This window comes from Methanomassiliicoccales archaeon, assembly GCA_029907465.1.
Classification (GTDB): Archaea; Thermoplasmatota; Thermoplasmata; order Methanomassiliicoccales; family JACIVX01; genus JACIVX01.
Genome location: JARYLV010000019.1, coordinates 1 through 16,697 on the forward strand (window position 1 = coordinate 1; position 16,697 = coordinate 16,697).

Here is a 16,697-nt window from a genome sequence, read left to right on the forward strand (position 1 = left end):
ATTTCCTTCCGTCGTCACATTAACGAAAGTCTCCCCATTGTTTGTTTCAATCGTTATTCTTCCGTCGTCAGTCGCGATAATTGCGCGTGCAGACCCCTTTGAAATAATCACCGCCTGTCTGCCATCGAACTGTCCGCTGTACCCGGGGCTAACAATCCGGGAGATTTCAATGCCCTCAGCAAGTTGAAAGGAGACAAAGACACGCGTGGCATTTGAAACAACATGATACATGCCTGTTGGGTTATCATGAATGATGATCTGAACCGATTCATTCCGAGCGTGTAATACGGCCCCGCGTACAACTGGCGCATCAGGATTAAAATCATCGATGAGGATTTGATCAAAAAATTTAACCACTTCATTTCTGAAATTCAGAGTGTAGTTATTCACCGTGCCAGTCATTTCATCGTAGAGGAAATCGATGAAGTATCCGTCTGCAACCCCATTAGAGTATGACAATGATGCAAAGAGTGCGTAGCGCATCCCCTCCTGCATCATCTCTCGCATCTGTTCTTGCATGTGCTGTTGGTCGCCGCTGTGCATGAACCCCATGCCATCGCGCCACATCTGGCCATCAGACGAATTCCACACGTGATCGCCCATTCCCATCCCGCTACCAGCTCGTGGCACTGGCGTATTCGGCATCATTCCACCATCTGCCAAAGCTGAACTCGATAAGGCAGGCGCGATGAGTATCACTGCGATCGCGGCGACCAAGAGGTTGATATGCTTAGTGTACATGGAAACGCTCAAGAGACCAATCGATCCCGACTCTTAAGCACTTTATGGTTCAAGCTTCGAACACAAGTCTCAGTCGTCACTCTATTAAGATTCGAGCAAACTTGATTCTTCTTTCAAGCGGAAAGTGATGGAAACTTTCTAATGCCCTACGGCTTAATCATCATTAGGTAACGAAAATGACCCCGATCGATCTATTCCTGAGAATTTGTTTAGCTGGCTTTTCGGCAATCCTCGTTGTAGTATCAATTCTTGCGTTTCGCAGGTATCGAGAACTTAGACTCGCTATCGTTTCAGTCGCCTTCATTCTCTACGCACTCTTATCGTTCCTCGTCCTCTTGTCAGATTTCATCGGGCTGAATGAGTTCTCGATGAGCCCGTATCTCGTCGCGCTGAATCTCGCAATACTCCTGAGCCTTTATTTCTCGCTACTGAAGAGATGAAATGATATGGATGACACCCTCAGCCTCGAGAGTAGAAGGAAGATCTACCAGTACATTGCCCAGAACCCAGGGACCTATCTCAGGGAGATGGAGCGTGCACTCTCGATGCAACCTGGTGTCCTTTCCTACCATCTCGATGTCATGGAAAAGCGAGGGTTGATCAAGTCTGAAGGCGATGGCTATATCAAGAGATATTTTCCCGCTGAGAAGTTCAAGCAGCGTGACAGACGTATCGTCTCGCTCCTCAGGCAGGAATCGCCGAGGAAGATTCTGCTGCATATACTCCTCAACGGGTCTTCCAGTTTTCAATCATTGGCGAGCGCAATCGGTCTTTCGAAGTCGACGGTTTCTTATCACTTGAAGAAGCTTGCTTCTGCAGGAATCATTTTCGCAAGAAAGGTCGAAAGGGAGTTTGTTTACGGCATTGAAAATCCTGATGAAGTTGCAAATCTCTTGATCACTTTACAGGAAAGCCTGGAAAGCGATGCAGTCGATCGCTTCGTTGACATTTGGAGGAAATTAGGGAAGTGACTTTTGTTTGGACGACTCTTTTTTTTCGGGGCGATCTGGTCATAGGAAAAACAGGAGAAATCTCAGGCAAGTGACCTCAAGACCCATTCATATCAGGCCATTTCCTTTTGAATAATCATTCAATCGAGCACTGCTACTACTCACTTGGCCGCTTTTTCATCATTCTCAAGATCGGGATTGCCAACAAAACGAATTTCATAACGGCATGCAGCTTTAATTTCAAACCCTCGAAGCCCCGTACGAGGGTTAGATCGAGAAAACTACACAAGGATCAGATGGACGAAGAAGGAAAATAAATAATATATGTGAAATTGCTTCATCATTTCAGTTGTCTATTCTCAAGGGGGGAGAATGATAGGCGTGAAGAGGAAGGCATGGGCAGTAATCGGCGTCGTCGTTGTGATCTCGCTCATCGCCTCATCATTTGCTGGGTGCATTGGTGAGAGAGAGACGTCGGTGGACATTATTAAGAGCAGGGGAAAACTCATTGTTGGCACTTCTGGCGGATTCCCGCCCTTTGAAGTCATCAACGAAACGACGCAGCAGCTTGAAGGTCTCGATATTGATCTGGCTTACCGCATCGGCCAAGAACTTGGGGTGACAGTAGAGATCAGGAACATGGATTTCGCAGCACTGATCGGTGCAGTTAAGACTGGCATGATCGACATGGCGATCGCGGGGATGACGATTACGGAGGAAAGAAACAAGTCTGTCGCCTTTTCGAAGCCTTATTTCAGAGCGGACCAGGCGATCGTTGTCAAGGCGGACAGGACGGATATCAACTCGCCAGCAGATCTCGCCGGTAAGAAGATCGCCGTCAACCAAGGGACGACCGGGGACTTCTGGGTCGATGAGAATCTGGTAGCTACTGGACTTGTCGCCGAACAGGACGTTCACAAGTTTGGATTTGCATCAGACGCCCTGCTGGAACTTGTTGCTGACAGGGTCGATGCGCTCGTTATTGATTCGCCAGTTGCCGAGATGTATGTGGCTAGGACATCAGGGCTCAAAGTCGTCTACACGATCGTGACGAACGAGTACTACGGTATCTGCATGAACAAGAATGCGGTCGAGCTCATCGAATTTGTCAACGACTTGATCGAGGAGATGGAGGCCTCTGGTGAGATGCAGGCGCTTATCGACAAGTGGTTCTGAGATTGTGCCAGCATCAAACCTTTTAAAATTTTTTGACAACTGGTATAATCTGGACGTGATCTCATGGGCCTCGAGATTATAGCGAATAACCTCGGATTTTTCCTGAAGGGAGCGATCCTGACACTTGAAATTAGTCTGGCGGCAATCGCACTGGGCTTCGCGCTCGGCGTCCCGATGGGGCTCGCAAGGATCTCGAGGGTTTTACCAGTCAGGGCGCTCGCAACTGGTTACGTCGAAGCGCTGCGCGGTACGCCATTGCTTGTCCAGATCTTTATCGTCTACTTCGGCTTGCCCTCGATCGGCATCTACCTCGATCCTCTCGTGTCTGGCATCCTTGCGGTAGGCCTCAACAGCGCGGCGTATCAGGCTGAGATCCTCCGTGGCGGAATTCAATCGGTGCCGAAGGGGCAGATGGAAGCGGCACGTTCAATGGGTATGACTTACGGACAGTCGATGCGTCGTGTCGTGCTACCGCAGGCAATGCGCCTCATCATCCCCCCGATGACGAACGAATTCATAATATTGATAAAGGACTCTTCTTTAGTGAGTGCGATCAGTGTATGGGAACTGACTCTCGTGGCGAAGGAGCTAAACGCAAAATATTTCGACCCCTTCACGATCTTTCTCTTCGTCGCCGCCGTGTATTTCATCATGACATTCGCAACGTCGAAAATCTTGAGGGTCGTGGAAAAGAAGACGGCGATTCCGGGCTTCGGCGCAGGGGATTGATCGAGGCCGTCGATATACACAAGAAATTCGGCGACCTGGAGGTGCTGAGAGGTATCTCTCTCAAAGTCGATCCTGGCGAGGTTGTAGTCATCATTGGCCCGTCTGGTAGTGGTAAGAGTACCTTCCTCCGTTGTCTGAATCGGTTGACCGAGCCAACGAAAGGAGAAATCTATTTTGACGGCGTCAGGATCACCGATCCAAACGTCGACATCAACAAGGTACGTTCTCAAATTGGCATGGTCTTTCAGAGTTTCAATCTCTTTCTTCATTTAACGGCAAAAAGGAACATCATGCTCGCTCTTACAGAGGTCAAAGGCATTGAAAAGGGAGAGGCCGAAAGAATTGCGATGGAAGCACTTGACAAGGTCGGTTTGTCTGATAAAGCCGACGCCTACCCCGGACAGTTGTCTGGCGGACAGCAACAGCGGGTCGCCATAGCGAGGGCAATCGCCATGAATCCGAAGCTCATCATGTTCGACGAGCCCACCTCCGCCCTCGATCCGGAACTGATCGGTGAGGTTCTCGATGTCATGAAGAGTTTGGCTAAAGGGGGCATGACGATGATTGTCGTCTCACATGAAATGGGTTTTGCAAGAGAAGTTTCCGATCGCGTCGTTTTCATGGATCATGGCGTGATTCTGGAGGAGGGGCCGCCGGCAGAGATATTCTCAAATCCGAAGCACGAGAGAACGCGCGTGTTCTTGCGGAGAATCCTGCACGAGTAGGGGAAAGGCGATTCTCTCCGCTCGTGGACATTTTAGATATAGGCATGAGAAATTATGACAATGTTTAAATAGAGAATTTCCAATACGAACGAACAATGAACGCTGCCCTTCTCCTTGTTCGGAATTCTCTCTTGGTCAGCGTGCAGGTTTTGGTCGTGTGATAGGGGACACGATCCTCCTGGATGGTGCGTCCCCATGATTGTTTGTGAGGTATTTGGATGAGAGGATCGGAGGCTATCATCAAGGTATTGCATGAAGAGGGCGTCAATGTCGTCTTCGGATTACCTGGAGGAGCGATACTGCCGCTTTATGACGATCTCAGGACATCTGATATCCGACATATACTCGTACGCCACGAGCAGTGCGCTGCTCATATGGCTGACGGTTATGCCCGCGTGCTAAAGAAACCTGGCGTATGCATGGCCACTTCGGGAGCCGGCGCAACAAACCTTGTAACGGGCATCGCAACAGCATTTCTTGATTCCTCGCCTGTTGTCGCGCTCACGGGACAGGTCCCAACAGGAATCATCGGCAATGATGCGTTTCAAGAAGCCGATGTCTTCAGTCTCATGATTCCGATCACAAAGCACAATTTCAGAATCATGAACCCAAAGACCTTGCTTTCAGATCTTAGGAGCGCATTTGCGATCGCGAGGACAGGGCGATATGGTCCCGTCCATGTTGATCTTCCCCGGGACGTCCAGCTGAGTGATGTGGACGATATCGGTGAACCGATAAGGCGGAGCAACGGCGTGAAAGAGAATCTCATCGAGTTGCCGCAGGCAGTCGCTCTGCTTGAATCCGCGCAGAGGCCATTGATTCTCGTCGGTGGAGGCGCGAATTGGTCTGGTTGTGGCCAGGAAATCATGACGCTAGCGGAAATGCTCATGGCCCCTGTCGCGACGACGCTTATGGGTAAGAGTGCCGTACCGGAGGATCATCCACTCGTCCTCGGTATGGTCGGCATGCATGGGCGAAGGGCAGCGAACTACGCGCTTGAGGAGTGTGATGTGCTCCTTGCGATCGGGACGAGGTTCAGCGATCGAATGATCGGAGACCCGTCGTCCTGCAGAACCAAGGTCATTCACATCGATATCGATTCAGCGGAGGTCGGTAAGAACGTCAAGCCGACGGTCAGCCTTGTCGGCGATGCCAGAAAGGTCATTAAGACGATCATCACATCGATGCAAATCAAGAGGAAGAGCGGAGTTTGGGCAGAGAAGATGCGGGTGCTGAGGAAGGAATGCGCATGCGAAATGGACATTGGTGGCAACCCGATCAAGCCGCAAAAGGTCATTTACGAGCTTAACAAGATTTTGCCCGACGATGTGATTGTCACTACCGAGGTCGGACAGTGCCAGATGTTTGCCGCACATTACTTCGAGTGCAGGGGCAGGAGGATGTTCATTACGCCAGGAGGCCTTGGAACAATGGGCTTCGGTCTCCCTGCTGCGATGGGAGCGAAGGTTGCGGCGCCCGACAGGACAGTCGTCGATATTGCGGGTGACGGGAGTCTCCTCATGGTTTGTCAGGAGCTTGCGACTGCCGTGGAGGAGAAAATCCCGATTTTCATTTGCTTGCTTAATAATGGACGGCTCGGTATGATCAAGCAGTTGCAGAGCCTCTTTTATGGCAAGCGGTTTTTCGCAGACAGTCTCGGCTCGTCCCCCGATTTTGTTAAATTAGCGGAGGCCTTTGGAGTGCGTGCTGCGCGCGTTCAGGATCCAAGTGATCTTGCGAGTGTCATTGAGGAAGGAATAAATTCAGAGAAACCATTCCTAGCCGACATATGGGTTGATCGAGAAGAAGAGATCCTTCCTGTCACGCTGAGGACTGGGACCGGAACTCAGGTCATCGCGGGCAATTGCGCATGGAAAGGAGTGTGTTGAGTATGGAAGTCATATCAATGATAGTCAACGATCAATTTGGCGTCATGCAGCGCGTCATGGGCGAATTCACGAGGAAAAAGATCAACGTCGAGACGATTGTTGTCGGGAAGTGCGAGCTTCCGGGCAAGGCGAGGATCGTTCTGAGCGTGAAGGACAGAAAGCAGGCAGAACAGGCGGTTGAGCGATTAACTAGGCTTCAAGACGTCATTGAGATCGAGATCATTGACGAGTCAAGGCACGAGGCGTACGCACTCGTGGCGAATTCGTTTGGAAAGGCACGGTTAATTGGCAGCATCGAGGAAGTTGATAACCTGGTCGAGATGACGAAGCCGAACAAGTTCATCAAGACGATCAACGCCCTCTGATGCTTCACATGATTCCCTCTTTCAAAATGAACGTTTTAAACACTATAATCACTATCAGGTACCGTCGTCCTCATCGGGGGAAACGCGAATGGAATCTGTAGGCAAGATATGGATGGATGGCAAGCTGGTCGATTGGGATAAGGCGAACGTACACATCATGACGCATGGCCTTCATTATGGCGGGGGCGTCTTCGAGGGCATCAGGATCTATGAGACGACAAAAGGTCGTGCAATTTTCAGACTCCGCGATCACATGTTGCGATTTCTTGATTCGGCGAAGGTCATCGATCTCAAGATCCCTTACTCAATCGACGAACTCTGCGAAATTGTGAAGGAAACGGTTAGAGCGAATGATCAAAGGGTTGATTACATAAGGCCGATCGCCTACTACGGGTCTGGGACGGTCGGGCTCAATCCAATCAAGCTTCCGACAAGGCTCGCGATCGCGTGCGTTTATATGGGCCCCTATTTGGGGACAGATCAGCAGAAGCGGGGGGCCAAGGTTATCACCTCCTCGTGGGAGAAGCCATCGAATAGGGCTGCAGCACTCAATGCAAAAATCTGCGGCAATTATATCAACTCAGTACTGGCTCGGTTGGAAGCGGTCAAGAGGGGTGCGGATGAAGCGATCATGCTTAACGCTGAGGGGAATGTCGCTGAGGGCACGGGCGAAAATATCTTCATGATTAAAGGTGGAAAAATTTTCACGCCTGGCATGGCTGCTGGTATTCTTCGTGGAATTACGAGGGACTCGGTCATACAGCTCGCGGACGATCTTGGCTACCATATTGAGGAGAGAAATATCACGAGGTCGGAGCTCTATATAGCTGATGAAGTATTCATGACTGGTACCGCTGCTGAAATCATGCCAATCGTCGAGATCGACGGCTATAAAATCGGGGGAGGAGAGCCTGGGCCAATAACGGTGAAGCTCCAACAAGCTTTCTCAGACGCGACGAGAGGAAGAAACGCGAAGTACCTTCATTGGCTCGACTTCATCAGCTAAGGCCTGAGACAAGAGTTCGGACAGAAAAGGGCATCCCTGGTTGTCGAAGAGACCAGTTACGTCTATCGTGAAACATATCTACCGTGAAGCATGGATTGAAAGTTCCAAGGTTCCCTGCTCGACTTGTGGGACTTTCTTGAAAATTGTCACGGCTCTCTTTTCAGTGTTATCCCGTTGATCTGGTTCAGAATTCTCTTCTGAAACAGAATGGTATTTAGATGAGAACAGCGCTAGATGATATCGTGATGGTCGTCTCCAATCGAACTTCATGATTGGAGAGTTAGAAGAGGGGTCTGAATATGATATGCCCTATTTGCGGGTCGGTGAGCGTCGAGCCAGAATTTAAGTTGTCGGAGCATGCTGTTTACTACTGCTGTTGTTGTGGGTCCCATTTCATCGGGAATAAACCTCTCCGGGAATGGAAGTAATGAGTGCTTCAAATTGGTGGCGGGTCACGCGTCAGCACATGTCAAAGGGGAGCGGCGATATCTACTCTTTCTGAGATATTATTGATCTGATTCTTAACCGACGCGGCAGGAAGTTACGATATTTCGTTACAAAGTTCTGGATTATCGTAAAGATCCAGTCAACATCCGTAAAATCATATAATAGTGGCGACCTAGATGTTTTTGGGTAGAATGGAGGGTGGACGTGTACGAGATTCGCTTTCATGGGAGGGGCGGACAAGGGGCAGTGATGGCCGCTCAAGCGCTTGCTGAGGCGGCAGTACTTGAGGGCTACTATGCACAGGCCTTTCCATATTTCGGAGCAGAAAGGCGTGGCGCCCCCGTTCGCGCCTTCGCGAGGATCGACGAAAGCAAGATCAGCATTAAGTCGCAAGTTTATGAACCAGACGTGCTCGTTATTTTAGACGAATCTATTCTTGAGATCGATCCCATTTCTGAAGGACTGAAACCGGGTGGAAAGGCGATCATCAATACTGTGAAGAGACCAGAGGAGGTCGACCTTGGGATTGAAGTCGAGTGCGGGACAGTCGATGCGACGACGATCGCGCTCGAAACCATTAAGGCGCCGATTGTAAACACTTCGATACTCGGCGCCTTTGCCCGTGTTGTCGATATCGTCCCTCTCGAATCAATCCTAAATGCTATTATGAATCGCTTCGGCGAGAAGCTCGGTCACCAGTCAGGCGTCATGAACGCGGAAGCCGCGAGGATCGCCTATCAAAAAACGGTCGTTGGACGGAGCAAGGGCACGAGAAAAGTCGTCGGGAAAAAGATGTGGCTACCGACTTGGAACGAGATCCCGATCGGGAACACCCTATCACCAGGGGAGATTGACGGGATTGTGGTCGGGCCTGGCAGCATGACGCAGAATCTCACAGGTACATGGAGGACGCAAACACCACGGTACTCTAAGGAGAAGTGCATCAGGTGCCTCCGATGCTGGTTTTCTTGTCCCGAAGGCTGCATCGAGCGGCTGGAAGACGACTACGAGCGCTGGGATTACCGTTACTGCAAGGGGTGCGGTATCTGTGCGGAGGTATGTCCAGCTGATGCCATTGAAATGGTCAGGGGGGTTTACGAGTGGTGATGAAAGTCATCAGCGCTGATCACGCCGTTGCGCACGGGGCAAGGCTCGCAAGGGTAGAGGTCGTACCAGCGTTTCCGATCACCCCTCAGACGCTCATCGTCGAACTCATTGCGGAGTTTATCAATGACGGCGAACTCGACGCAGACTTCCTGCCGGTCGAGAGTGAACACAGCGCGATGAGTGCGGCGATCGGTGCGTGCGCTGGTGGTGCAAGGGCATTTACTGCCACGTCCTCGCAAGGTCTTGCGCTCATGCATGAGATGCTTTACGCTGCACCACAGAATCGCCTGCCTGTGGTCATGGTCAATGTCAACAGAAGTCTTGGGGCAGCATCGGGTATTTGGGTCGAGTACAACGATTCAATGCCAGAAAGGGAATCTGGCTGGTTGCAGGTCTACATTGAGGACAACCAGGAAGCATTGGATATGGTGATCCAGGCGTACAGAGTCGCCGAGGATCGCGAGGTCATGCTGCCCATGATGGTCTGCCTAGATGGTTTCGTCCTTTCCCATACGGTCGAACGCGTCGATTTTCCAGACCAACACCTTGTTGATTCATTTTTGCCGAAATTCAAACCATTGTATCTGCTTGACCCAGATGAACCGGTGACGATGAACCCGATCACACCGCCCGAGTATGCGATGGAAATGCGTTTCCAGCTCCACAGGGCGGTCGATGGGTCAAAAGAGGTCATTGAAAAGGTAGACCGGGAATATGGCGCCCTCACAGGTCGGACTTATGGGGGTCTTGTTGATACCTACCAGATGGAGGACGCTGAGATCGCGCTGATCACACTCGGGACTGTGACAAGCACAGCGAGGGTCGTCGTCGATCATTTACGGAGCGAGGGCAAGAAAGTCGGCCTCATCAAATTGAGGTTTATGCGGCCGTTTCCGTCTGATGAGCTGGAGTCGATTGCAGAGAATTTGAAGGCGCTTGGCGTCTTCGATCGATCCGTTTCATTCAATGGTTTTGGCCCTGTATTCACAGAAACGAGAAATGCACTTTATCACCTTGGCACACCTCTTACGAATCACATTGCCGGTCTCGGAGGGAGGGATGTGACGTTCAAAGAAGTCCGAGAGATGTTTACGGTCATTGAGGAGCATGCGAAAGGACATCGTGTAAAGGAATGCCACTGGCATGGATTGAGGGGGGACAGTTGATGGTGGCAAAGGAAATTAAGACAATAAAAGATCTGCCACGAGACGATTATTTGACAAGGGGCCACGGTGCCTGCCCTGGTTGTGGAGTTGCAATCGCCGTGAAGAATATTGCGAGAGTTTTGGGCAAAGACACAATTGTTTATGTTCCAGCTAGCTGCCTCATCGTCTTCAGTGCGCTTTATCCAGCATCGGCATTTAAATGGCCTTTCTTTTACACTGCTTTTGAAAACACAGGAGCTGTCATCTCGGGAATCAAAGCGGCGCTGAAGCGTCGCGGAAGGGAGGTGACCGTAATCGGTATGGCGGGCGACGGTGGTACATTCGATATCGGGTTACAGGCACTCTCTGGTGCGGCGGAAAGAAATGAAGACGTCATTTATGTGTGCCTCGATAACGAGGCGTATATGAACACAGGAATCCAGCGAAGCGGCGCTACGCCCTTTGGTGCCTGGACTACGACGTCACCGATCGGAAAGAAGGTGCAGGGAAAAAGGGAATTCAAGAAAGACATCGATGCGATCGTCTCTGCACATAGTATTCCCTATATGGCTACACTTTCGATCGCACATCCAAACGATTTTGTTAGGAAGGTCCAGAAGGCTAAATCGGTAAGCGGGTTCAGGTTCCTTCATGTCCTTTGCCCCTGTGTGCCGGGCTGGAGGAGCGAAGCTTCCAAGAGTGTCGCTATTGCGAGGCTTGCTGTGGAGACTGGTATGTGGACTCTATACGAAGTGGATCACGGCGTCGAGAAGCTCACATATAAGCCAAAGACATTGGTGCCTGTCAAAGAGTACCTCCAGTTGCAGGGGCGGTTCAGGCATATGTCTGAGGAAGATATTGAGAAATTGCAGACCTGGATCTGTGAGAGATGGAAGCACCACTTCTACGAGGAAGTCCCCGTGCCGCCATGCAAGATCGAAGAGGCAAGGAAAGCGCTCATCATCGACGAGGACCCCCTTCATGGTCCTTGAGGTCAAGGGACTTGTATTGCACATCAAAACGTTAGCACACGGGTTGCGAACAGTCGCATCATGGTGCGTTCTAAAAAGATTATGGTCTCCTCGACAAACCTTTTATATTCCTTTCCCTTTGTGCTCGTTTGCTCTTCAGAGCCGATGAATGATGAAGATGTGCAAAACATCTGAAGGAGGTAACCACAATGCCAAAGGCGATCCATGTTAGATTCGAAATGCCAAAGGAGCTTCAGGATAAAGTTTACGAGCTCGTCGAAACAGCGAGGGATACTGGGAAAGTGAAGAAAGGCGCTAATGAAGTAACGAAGCTCGTAGAGAGGGGAGAAGCGGTCTTCGTCGTGATGGCGGAAGACGTTCAACCCCCTGAGATCCTGGCTCATCTCCCACTCCTCTGTGAGGAGAGGAATATCGCTTACGCTTACGTCCCAAGCAAGGCCGAGCTTGGAAATGCCTCGGGCCTTGAAAAACCAACGGCGACCGTCGCCGTTGTGGATGTAGGGAAGGGAAAGGCATTGCTCGAAAACATATCTGAACAAATAAAAAAGTTGAAAAAGTAGGTGCGAAGGATGCCGGAAGATGAGAACATTCCTTCGGAAGTCGTCGAGATCATCGGCAGGACAGGCATGACTGGTGAGGCAACCCAGGTGAAAGTCAGGGTCCTTGAAGGCAGAGATAAGGGCCGGATTATCACCAGGAACATCATGGGGCCTGTGCGTGTCGGGGACATACTGATGCTGAGAGAGACTTCGAGAGAAGCTCGAAAGCTCACGATCAGATGAGCGATAACCGGGGGCTAAACAATGGTCGAGCGAAAGGTCTGTTCATTTTGTGGCGACGAGATCGAACCGGGTACCGGTCGGATGTTCATCAAGAGAGATGGCACGATTTACATGTTCTGCACGAGTAAGTGCTACAAGAACATGATCTATTTGGGACGAGTGCCTCGGAAAACGGAATGGACACGCATAGCACAGCTGGAAAAGAAGAGCGTTTCGAAGATCTCCTCCGCCACAACAAAGGTTGCAGAGGCTAGCAAGGGGACCGAGACTAGCGAGCACATTGAAGGCTCTCCTTCCGTCGAAGCGGAAGCAAGCGCTCAGGAATCTGGCGGGAAAGAGGAGAAGAAAGGGGAACGCAGAGCGAGGAAGATCAAGAAGAGCGCAGAAAAGGAATCGGGAGAGGGATGATCGAGCGTACCTTCGTCATGCTGAAGCCCGATGCAATCCAGCGCGGTTTAATTGGCACGATCATCAGTCGGCTTGAGGCGCGTGGGTTTAAACCTGTCGCAATGAAATTCATGCGCATTCCGCGTGAGCTGGCGGAGAGGCACTATGCGGAACACAAAGGGAAGAGTTTTTTCCCGGGTCTCATAGATTATATCACTTCTGGACCTGTGCTCTGCATGGTGTGGGAGGGGGAGAACATCATTACCGCTCTCAGGACAATGATGGGTAAGACGAATCCACAAGACGCTGCACCTGGAACAATCCGCGGTGACTTCGCACAGCAGACAGGAAGGAACCTCATTCATGGATCGGACTCCCCCGAATCGGCGAAAAGGGAAATTGCGCTGTTTTTCAACGACTACGAACTACAGGACTACAAGAGGACGATCGATCCCTGGGTCTATGAATAATTTTGTTTCAATCATATCAAACCATAGGGAAGACCAATAAAAACAGATCTGTGATAGGTGTTCATTCAAACAGTTCTGTTTTTTATTCCATTTCTTTCTCTCACACAAACGGGAGTCCTGCGCCTGAGGAAAGATTCTAATAAGATTTCCCTGATGCGATAGACAATGGCCCTAAGGCAACCGATCGTAAGTGTCCTGGGTCACGTGGACCATGGGAAGACAAGCCTTCTTGACTACATCAGAGGCAGTACTGTCGCTCTCCGTGAGGCAGGGAGGATCACGCAGCATATCGGGGCCACCGAAGTTCCAATCGAACACATCTACGAGAAGTGTTCGGTGCTCATCGGCGGCAAGAAGTTTATCGTTCCTGGCCTTTTGTTCATCGATACACCAGGCCATCAATCATTCACGACGTTGAGGGCAAGAGGGGGATCCCTTGCAGATCTTGCAGTCCTCGTAATCGATATCATGGAGGGCCCGAAGCCGCAGACGATCGAATCGATCAATATCCTCAAACGATATAAGACGCCATTTGTTGTCGCACTAAACAAGATTGACCTTATCGATGGATGGGTCTCACATCCTAACTTGCCGTTCGTCCTTTCTTTTCGAGATCAACTCGAGGAAGTTAAAGCGAAGCTTGATGAACGGGTATACATGATTTCTGCCAGGCTCCATGACGAAGGGTTGTCTGGGGAACGGTACGATCGTATCGAGGACTTCACAAAAAACATCGCAATCGTCCCCATCAGTGCGAAAACTGGCGAAGGGGTTCCGGATCTCTTACTCGTTCTGATCGGTCTGGCCCAAAGATTCCTTGAGTCGGAGCTGCGGACGGAAACCGGACCCGCGAAGGGGACTATTCTTGAAGTCAAAGAGGAGAGGGGTCTGGGCACGACGATCGATGTGATTATTTATTCTGGTACTATAAGAAAGGGGGACCGGGTTGCCCTTGGCACTTCATCAAAGCCCCTTGTAACGAAGGTGAAGGCAATTCTCAAACCAAAGCCCCTCGATGAAATCAGGGATCCGCGAGAGCGATTCGATTCTGTCGATGAAGTTTCCGCAGCAGCTGGCGTTAAACTCACGTGCCAGAATCTTGATGGTGTCATCGCAGGAGCCCCTCTTAGGGTCATTTCGGGGGACGAAGCTGTTGTTGTCGATGAGATCGAGAATGAAATGAAGGTTCATATAGCCACGAAGGACGACGGAGTCATTATCAAAGCTGACGCAATAGGGTCTCTGGAGGCCCTTGCGTTTGAGGCGGAGAACGCCGGTATACCGATCAGGAAGTTCGAAGTGGGGGACATAGCAAAGAGGGACATTGTTGAGGCGTGTGCAACGAGTGACCCCCTCTACCGCATTATCCTGGGCTTCAACGTGAAGGTTCTGCCAGATGCGAAAGAAGTCCTGTCAACTTATCCAGTGAAAGTATTCCTTAACGATGTTGTTTACCGATTGATCGAAGACTATCAGAAATGGGTCGAAGAACAAAAGAGGGCGAGTGAGATCGAAAAGCGTTCGAAATTTTCCTTCCCTGGAAAAATCAAAGTGCTTCCAAACTGCGTCTTCCGTATCAGTAAGCCTGCGATTGTCGGCGTGCGGGTTCTCGCGGGAAGGATAAGGCCGGGCCAGACCCTTATCGACAGGGACGGGAAGGAAGTTGGAAAGATCAGGAGCATTCGGTCTGGAGAGGAAGCGCTCAAGGAAGCGATTGCGGGGAGTGAAGTCGCGATCGCAATCGAGGGAGCGACTGTTGGTAGACAAGTCGACGTCGAAGATATCCTCTACGTTGCGCTGGAAGAGTCAAAAGTTAAAGAAATTCAGTCCCTCGATTTGAATGAAGATGAGAAAATGGTCCTCGAAGAATTGATCGGAATCATGAGGAAGCAGGACCCGTTCTGGGGACTTTGAGCAACTGCGACTTGCAAATAGAGGCATTCACGGGTCATTGTCTTTCTATGCGTCTTCTCGTTCGTATCCTTAAAGGTAACCGGTGGTCTGATCCCAATCAGTTCTTGCCTGGAAAACTTTCATTAGATAATCCGTCAATCGTACCAACCTCTACAATATCCCTGAATTAACCAGCTCATTCCGACTCACCAAAAGTTATTTAACGGGAACTACATTAGGGCGATACCTAACAGGTGTTCAGAATGGTTGAATTCAAGGCTGTCATTAACGATGCAAAGACTGGAAAATCGTATCAGGTGACGGTCTCAGGCCATCATGCGAACTCCCTTATTGGCAGAAAGATCGGTGAGGTGATCGATGGTATTTTCGTCGGTCTCCCTGGATATAAGTTGACCATCACGGGAGGGAGCGATAAGGATGGCTTCCCAATGAGAAAGGATCTCCCAGGCACAAGACGAGTAAAGCTCTTGTTGGCGAGTGGATCGACGGGTTTCAAGTCTGGTGAAAAAGGCGTTAGAAAGAGAAAGTCAGTACGCGGGAATACAATTTCGCCCGAAATAGTCCAGATCAATCTGAAAATCACCTCGAAAGGGGCAAAACCGATTGAGGATCTCATTAAAAAAGAGGAGACCAAATGATCGTACCGCAGCAGCCCGAGGTCAACATTGGGATGATTGGTCATGTCGACCATGGAAAAACGACCCTTACGAAGGCGCTCACTGGAGAGTGGACAGACCGTCATTCCGAGGAAATCAAACGCGGTATCTCGATCAGACTTGGATACGCGGATGTAGCATTCTATAAGTGTCGCTCGTGCGAACCTCCGGCTGCATATACGAATGATAAGACCTGCAAACACTGCGGGGGCGAGGCGGAGTTCCTCCGTGCCGTCTCTTTTGTTGATGCACCAGGTCATGAGACTCTGATGGCGACGATGCTTTCTGGAGCTGCCTTGATGAATGGTGCTCTGCTTCTTGTCGCAGCCAATGAGCGCTGTCCCCAGCCTCAGACAAAGGAGCATCTGATGGCGCTGACGATCATAGGTGTTGACAGAATCATCGTTGTGCAAAACAAGATCGATCTCGTGACGAAAGAGGAGGCGCTGGAGAATTACCGGCAGATCAGATCCTTTGTGAAGGGCACGATCGCCGAGAACGCACCAATAATCCCGGTCTCAGCACATCATGATGTGAACATCGATAAACTCATTGAGACGATTGAAAAGTACATCCCTACCCCAAAATTCGATGCGAGTAAACCTGCAAGAATGTATGTTGCGAGATCGTTCGATATCAATATACCTGGGTCATCCCCGGAAGAACTGAAGGGAGGTGTACTCGGCGGGAGCCTGATTCAGGGACAGCTCGAGCTTGGCGATGAAATCGAGATCAGCCCTGGGAGAAAGATTGAGGGGAGTGGTGGGAAGACCTCGTGGGAACCACTGACGACAACTGTTGTCTCGCTTCATGCAGGTGGTACGCCACTCGAAAAAGCGAAGCCCGGTGGACTCATTGCTATTGGAACGAAACTTGACCCCTCGTTGACCAAGTCAGACGGGCTCACAGGCCGTATGGTTGGCAAGCCTGGAACACTCCCACCTGTTCTCAGTAAATTCACGATGTCAACTCACCTCCTTGAGAGAGTTGTTGGTTCGGCGGAGGACCTGGTGGTCGAGAATATAAGAACGAATGAACCGCTCATGCTGAGCGTCGGCACAGCAACAACCGTTGGGATTGTAGTGAGTGCAAGGGAAACGACATGTGAAGTCTCGCTCAAAATCCCCGTCTGCGCGGAACCGAATCAAAGGGTCGCGATTTCTCGGAAAATCTCTGGAAAATGGCGTCTCATCGGTTATGGCATTATACAGTGATC

The 16,697-nt window shown here is 50.5% G+C and carries 19 protein-coding genes; 18 read left to right on the top strand and 1 reads right to left on the bottom strand.

Features of this window, described 5'->3' with window-relative positions:
- Nucleotides 1–741 (bottom strand): hypothetical protein (locus QHH00_06955; GenBank protein ID MDH7509120.1); only part of this gene is annotated, 741 nt, incomplete at its 3' end.
- 176 nt (nt 742–917) lie between these two features.
- Between QHH00_06955 and QHH00_06960 the strand changes: the two genes are divergently transcribed.
- The 18 genes from QHH00_06960 (at nt 918) to QHH00_07045 (ending at nt 16,695) form a co-directional block, all read left to right on the top strand.
- Complete coding sequence (locus QHH00_06960; GenBank protein ID MDH7509121.1) at nt 918–1,181, top strand: hypothetical protein; 264 nt, start codon at nt 918–920, stop codon at nt 1,179–1,181.
- Between the two features lie 6 nt (nt 1,182–1,187).
- Nucleotides 1,188–1,712 carry a helix-turn-helix domain-containing protein gene (locus QHH00_06965; protein MDH7509122.1) on the top strand — a complete coding sequence of 175 codons (525 nt, stop codon included), beginning with the start codon at nt 1,188–1,190 and terminating at the stop codon, nt 1,710–1,712.
- Between the two features lie 351 nt (nt 1,713–2,063).
- Nucleotides 2,064–2,867, top strand: coding sequence for a basic amino acid ABC transporter substrate-binding protein (locus QHH00_06970; GenBank protein ID MDH7509123.1), 804 nt, complete (start codon nt 2,064–2,066; stop codon nt 2,865–2,867).
- Nucleotides 2,868–2,930: 63 nt separating this feature from the next.
- Nucleotides 2,931–3,596 carry an amino acid ABC transporter permease gene (locus QHH00_06975; protein MDH7509124.1) on the top strand — a complete coding sequence of 222 codons (666 nt, stop codon included), beginning with the start codon at nt 2,931–2,933 and terminating at the stop codon, nt 3,594–3,596.
- Nucleotides 3,593–4,321, top strand: a complete 729-nt coding sequence (locus QHH00_06980; protein MDH7509125.1) for an amino acid ABC transporter ATP-binding protein — start codon at nt 3,593–3,595, stop codon at nt 4,319–4,321. The genes QHH00_06975 and QHH00_06980 overlap by 4 nt, the downstream gene beginning before the upstream one ends.
- Before the next feature lie 218 nt (nt 4,322–4,539).
- Nucleotides 4,540–6,210, top strand: a complete 1,671-nt coding sequence (gene ilvB / locus QHH00_06985) for a biosynthetic-type acetolactate synthase large subunit (GenBank protein MDH7509126.1) — start codon at nt 4,540–4,542, stop codon at nt 6,208–6,210.
- A 2-nt stretch (nt 6,211–6,212) separates the two neighbouring features.
- A complete protein-coding gene (locus QHH00_06990) occupies nt 6,213–6,575 on the top strand; it encodes an ACT domain-containing protein (protein MDH7509127.1) in 363 nt (120 codons plus the stop codon).
- Nucleotides 6,576–6,663: 88 nt separating this feature from the next.
- On the top strand, nt 6,664–7,581 hold the full coding sequence (locus QHH00_06995; GenBank protein MDH7509128.1) for a branched-chain amino acid transaminase: 918 nt from the start codon (nt 6,664–6,666) through the stop codon (nt 7,579–7,581).
- Between the two features lie 651 nt (nt 7,582–8,232).
- Nucleotides 8,233–9,135, top strand: a complete 903-nt coding sequence (locus QHH00_07000; protein ID MDH7509129.1) for a 2-oxoacid:acceptor oxidoreductase family protein — start codon at nt 8,233–8,235, stop codon at nt 9,133–9,135.
- Nucleotides 9,135–10,301: a transketolase C-terminal domain-containing protein gene (locus tag QHH00_07005; GenBank protein ID MDH7509130.1), complete on the top strand. Its 1,167-nt coding sequence runs from the start codon at nt 9,135–9,137 to the stop codon at nt 10,299–10,301. Before QHH00_07000 ends, QHH00_07005 begins: the two co-directional genes overlap by 1 nt.
- Entirely contained in the window at nt 10,301–11,272 is a 972-nt protein-coding gene (locus tag QHH00_07010) for a thiamine pyrophosphate-dependent enzyme (protein ID MDH7509131.1), read from the top strand. Before QHH00_07005 ends, QHH00_07010 begins: the two co-directional genes overlap by 1 nt.
- Before the next feature lie 188 nt (nt 11,273–11,460).
- Nucleotides 11,461–11,832, top strand: coding sequence for a 50S ribosomal protein L7Ae (gene rpl7ae / locus QHH00_07015; GenBank protein ID MDH7509132.1), 372 nt, complete (start codon nt 11,461–11,463; stop codon nt 11,830–11,832).
- A gap of 9 nt (nt 11,833–11,841) precedes the next feature.
- Nucleotides 11,842–12,054: a 30S ribosomal protein S28e gene (locus QHH00_07020; GenBank protein ID MDH7509133.1), complete on the top strand. Its 213-nt coding sequence runs from the start codon at nt 11,842–11,844 to the stop codon at nt 12,052–12,054.
- Nucleotides 12,055–12,075: 21 nt separating this feature from the next.
- Entirely contained in the window at nt 12,076–12,462 is a 387-nt protein-coding gene (locus QHH00_07025) for a 50S ribosomal protein L24e (GenBank protein ID MDH7509134.1), read from the top strand.
- Nucleotides 12,459–12,911, top strand: a complete 453-nt coding sequence (gene ndk, locus QHH00_07030; GenBank protein MDH7509135.1) for a nucleoside-diphosphate kinase — start codon at nt 12,459–12,461, stop codon at nt 12,909–12,911. The genes QHH00_07025 and ndk overlap by 4 nt, the downstream gene beginning before the upstream one ends.
- A gap of 165 nt (nt 12,912–13,076) precedes the next feature.
- Nucleotides 13,077–14,825, top strand: a complete 1,749-nt coding sequence (infB, locus tag QHH00_07035; GenBank protein MDH7509136.1) for a translation initiation factor IF-2 — start codon at nt 13,077–13,079, stop codon at nt 14,823–14,825.
- 242 nt (nt 14,826–15,067) lie between these two features.
- Nucleotides 15,068–15,463, top strand: a complete 396-nt coding sequence (locus QHH00_07040) for a 30S ribosomal protein S6e (protein MDH7509137.1) — start codon at nt 15,068–15,070, stop codon at nt 15,461–15,463.
- Complete coding sequence (locus QHH00_07045) at nt 15,460–16,695, top strand: translation initiation factor IF-2 subunit gamma (GenBank protein MDH7509138.1); 1,236 nt, start codon at nt 15,460–15,462, stop codon at nt 16,693–16,695. Before QHH00_07040 ends, QHH00_07045 begins: the two co-directional genes overlap by 4 nt.
- Nucleotides 16,696–16,697: the final 2 nt, after the last annotated feature.

Excerpts from the sequence above, each read along its gene's own strand:
- QHH00_06960 (MDH7509121.1), top strand. The coding sequence starts at position 918 with ATGACCCCGATCGATCTATTCCTGAGAATTTGTTTAGCTGGCTTTTCG.
- QHH00_06965 (MDH7509122.1), top strand. The coding sequence starts at position 1,188 with ATGGATGACACCCTCAGCCTCGAGAGTAGAAGGAAGATCTACCAGTAC.
- QHH00_06970 (MDH7509123.1), top strand. The coding sequence starts at position 2,064 with ATGATAGGCGTGAAGAGGAAGGCATGGGCAGTAATCGGCGTCGTCGTT.
- QHH00_06975 (MDH7509124.1), top strand. The coding sequence starts at position 2,931 with ATGGGCCTCGAGATTATAGCGAATAACCTCGGATTTTTCCTGAAGGGA.
- ilvB (MDH7509126.1), top strand. The coding sequence starts at position 4,540 with ATGAGAGGATCGGAGGCTATCATCAAGGTATTGCATGAAGAGGGCGTC.
- QHH00_06990 (MDH7509127.1), top strand. The coding sequence starts at position 6,213 with ATGGAAGTCATATCAATGATAGTCAACGATCAATTTGGCGTCATGCAG.
- QHH00_06995 (MDH7509128.1), top strand. The coding sequence starts at position 6,664 with ATGGAATCTGTAGGCAAGATATGGATGGATGGCAAGCTGGTCGATTGG.
- QHH00_07005 (MDH7509130.1), top strand. The coding sequence starts at position 9,135 with ATGAAAGTCATCAGCGCTGATCACGCCGTTGCGCACGGGGCAAGGCTC.
- QHH00_07010 (MDH7509131.1), top strand. The coding sequence starts at position 10,301 with ATGGTGGCAAAGGAAATTAAGACAATAAAAGATCTGCCACGAGACGAT.
- rpl7ae (MDH7509132.1), top strand. The coding sequence starts at position 11,461 with ATGCCAAAGGCGATCCATGTTAGATTCGAAATGCCAAAGGAGCTTCAG.
- QHH00_07020 (MDH7509133.1), top strand. The coding sequence starts at position 11,842 with ATGCCGGAAGATGAGAACATTCCTTCGGAAGTCGTCGAGATCATCGGC.
- QHH00_07025 (MDH7509134.1), top strand. The coding sequence starts at position 12,076 with ATGGTCGAGCGAAAGGTCTGTTCATTTTGTGGCGACGAGATCGAACCG.
- ndk (MDH7509135.1), top strand. The coding sequence starts at position 12,459 with ATGATCGAGCGTACCTTCGTCATGCTGAAGCCCGATGCAATCCAGCGC.
- infB (MDH7509136.1), top strand. The coding sequence starts at position 13,077 with ATGGCCCTAAGGCAACCGATCGTAAGTGTCCTGGGTCACGTGGACCAT.
- QHH00_07040 (MDH7509137.1), top strand. The coding sequence starts at position 15,068 with ATGGTTGAATTCAAGGCTGTCATTAACGATGCAAAGACTGGAAAATCG.
- QHH00_07045 (MDH7509138.1), top strand. The coding sequence starts at position 15,460 with ATGATCGTACCGCAGCAGCCCGAGGTCAACATTGGGATGATTGGTCAT.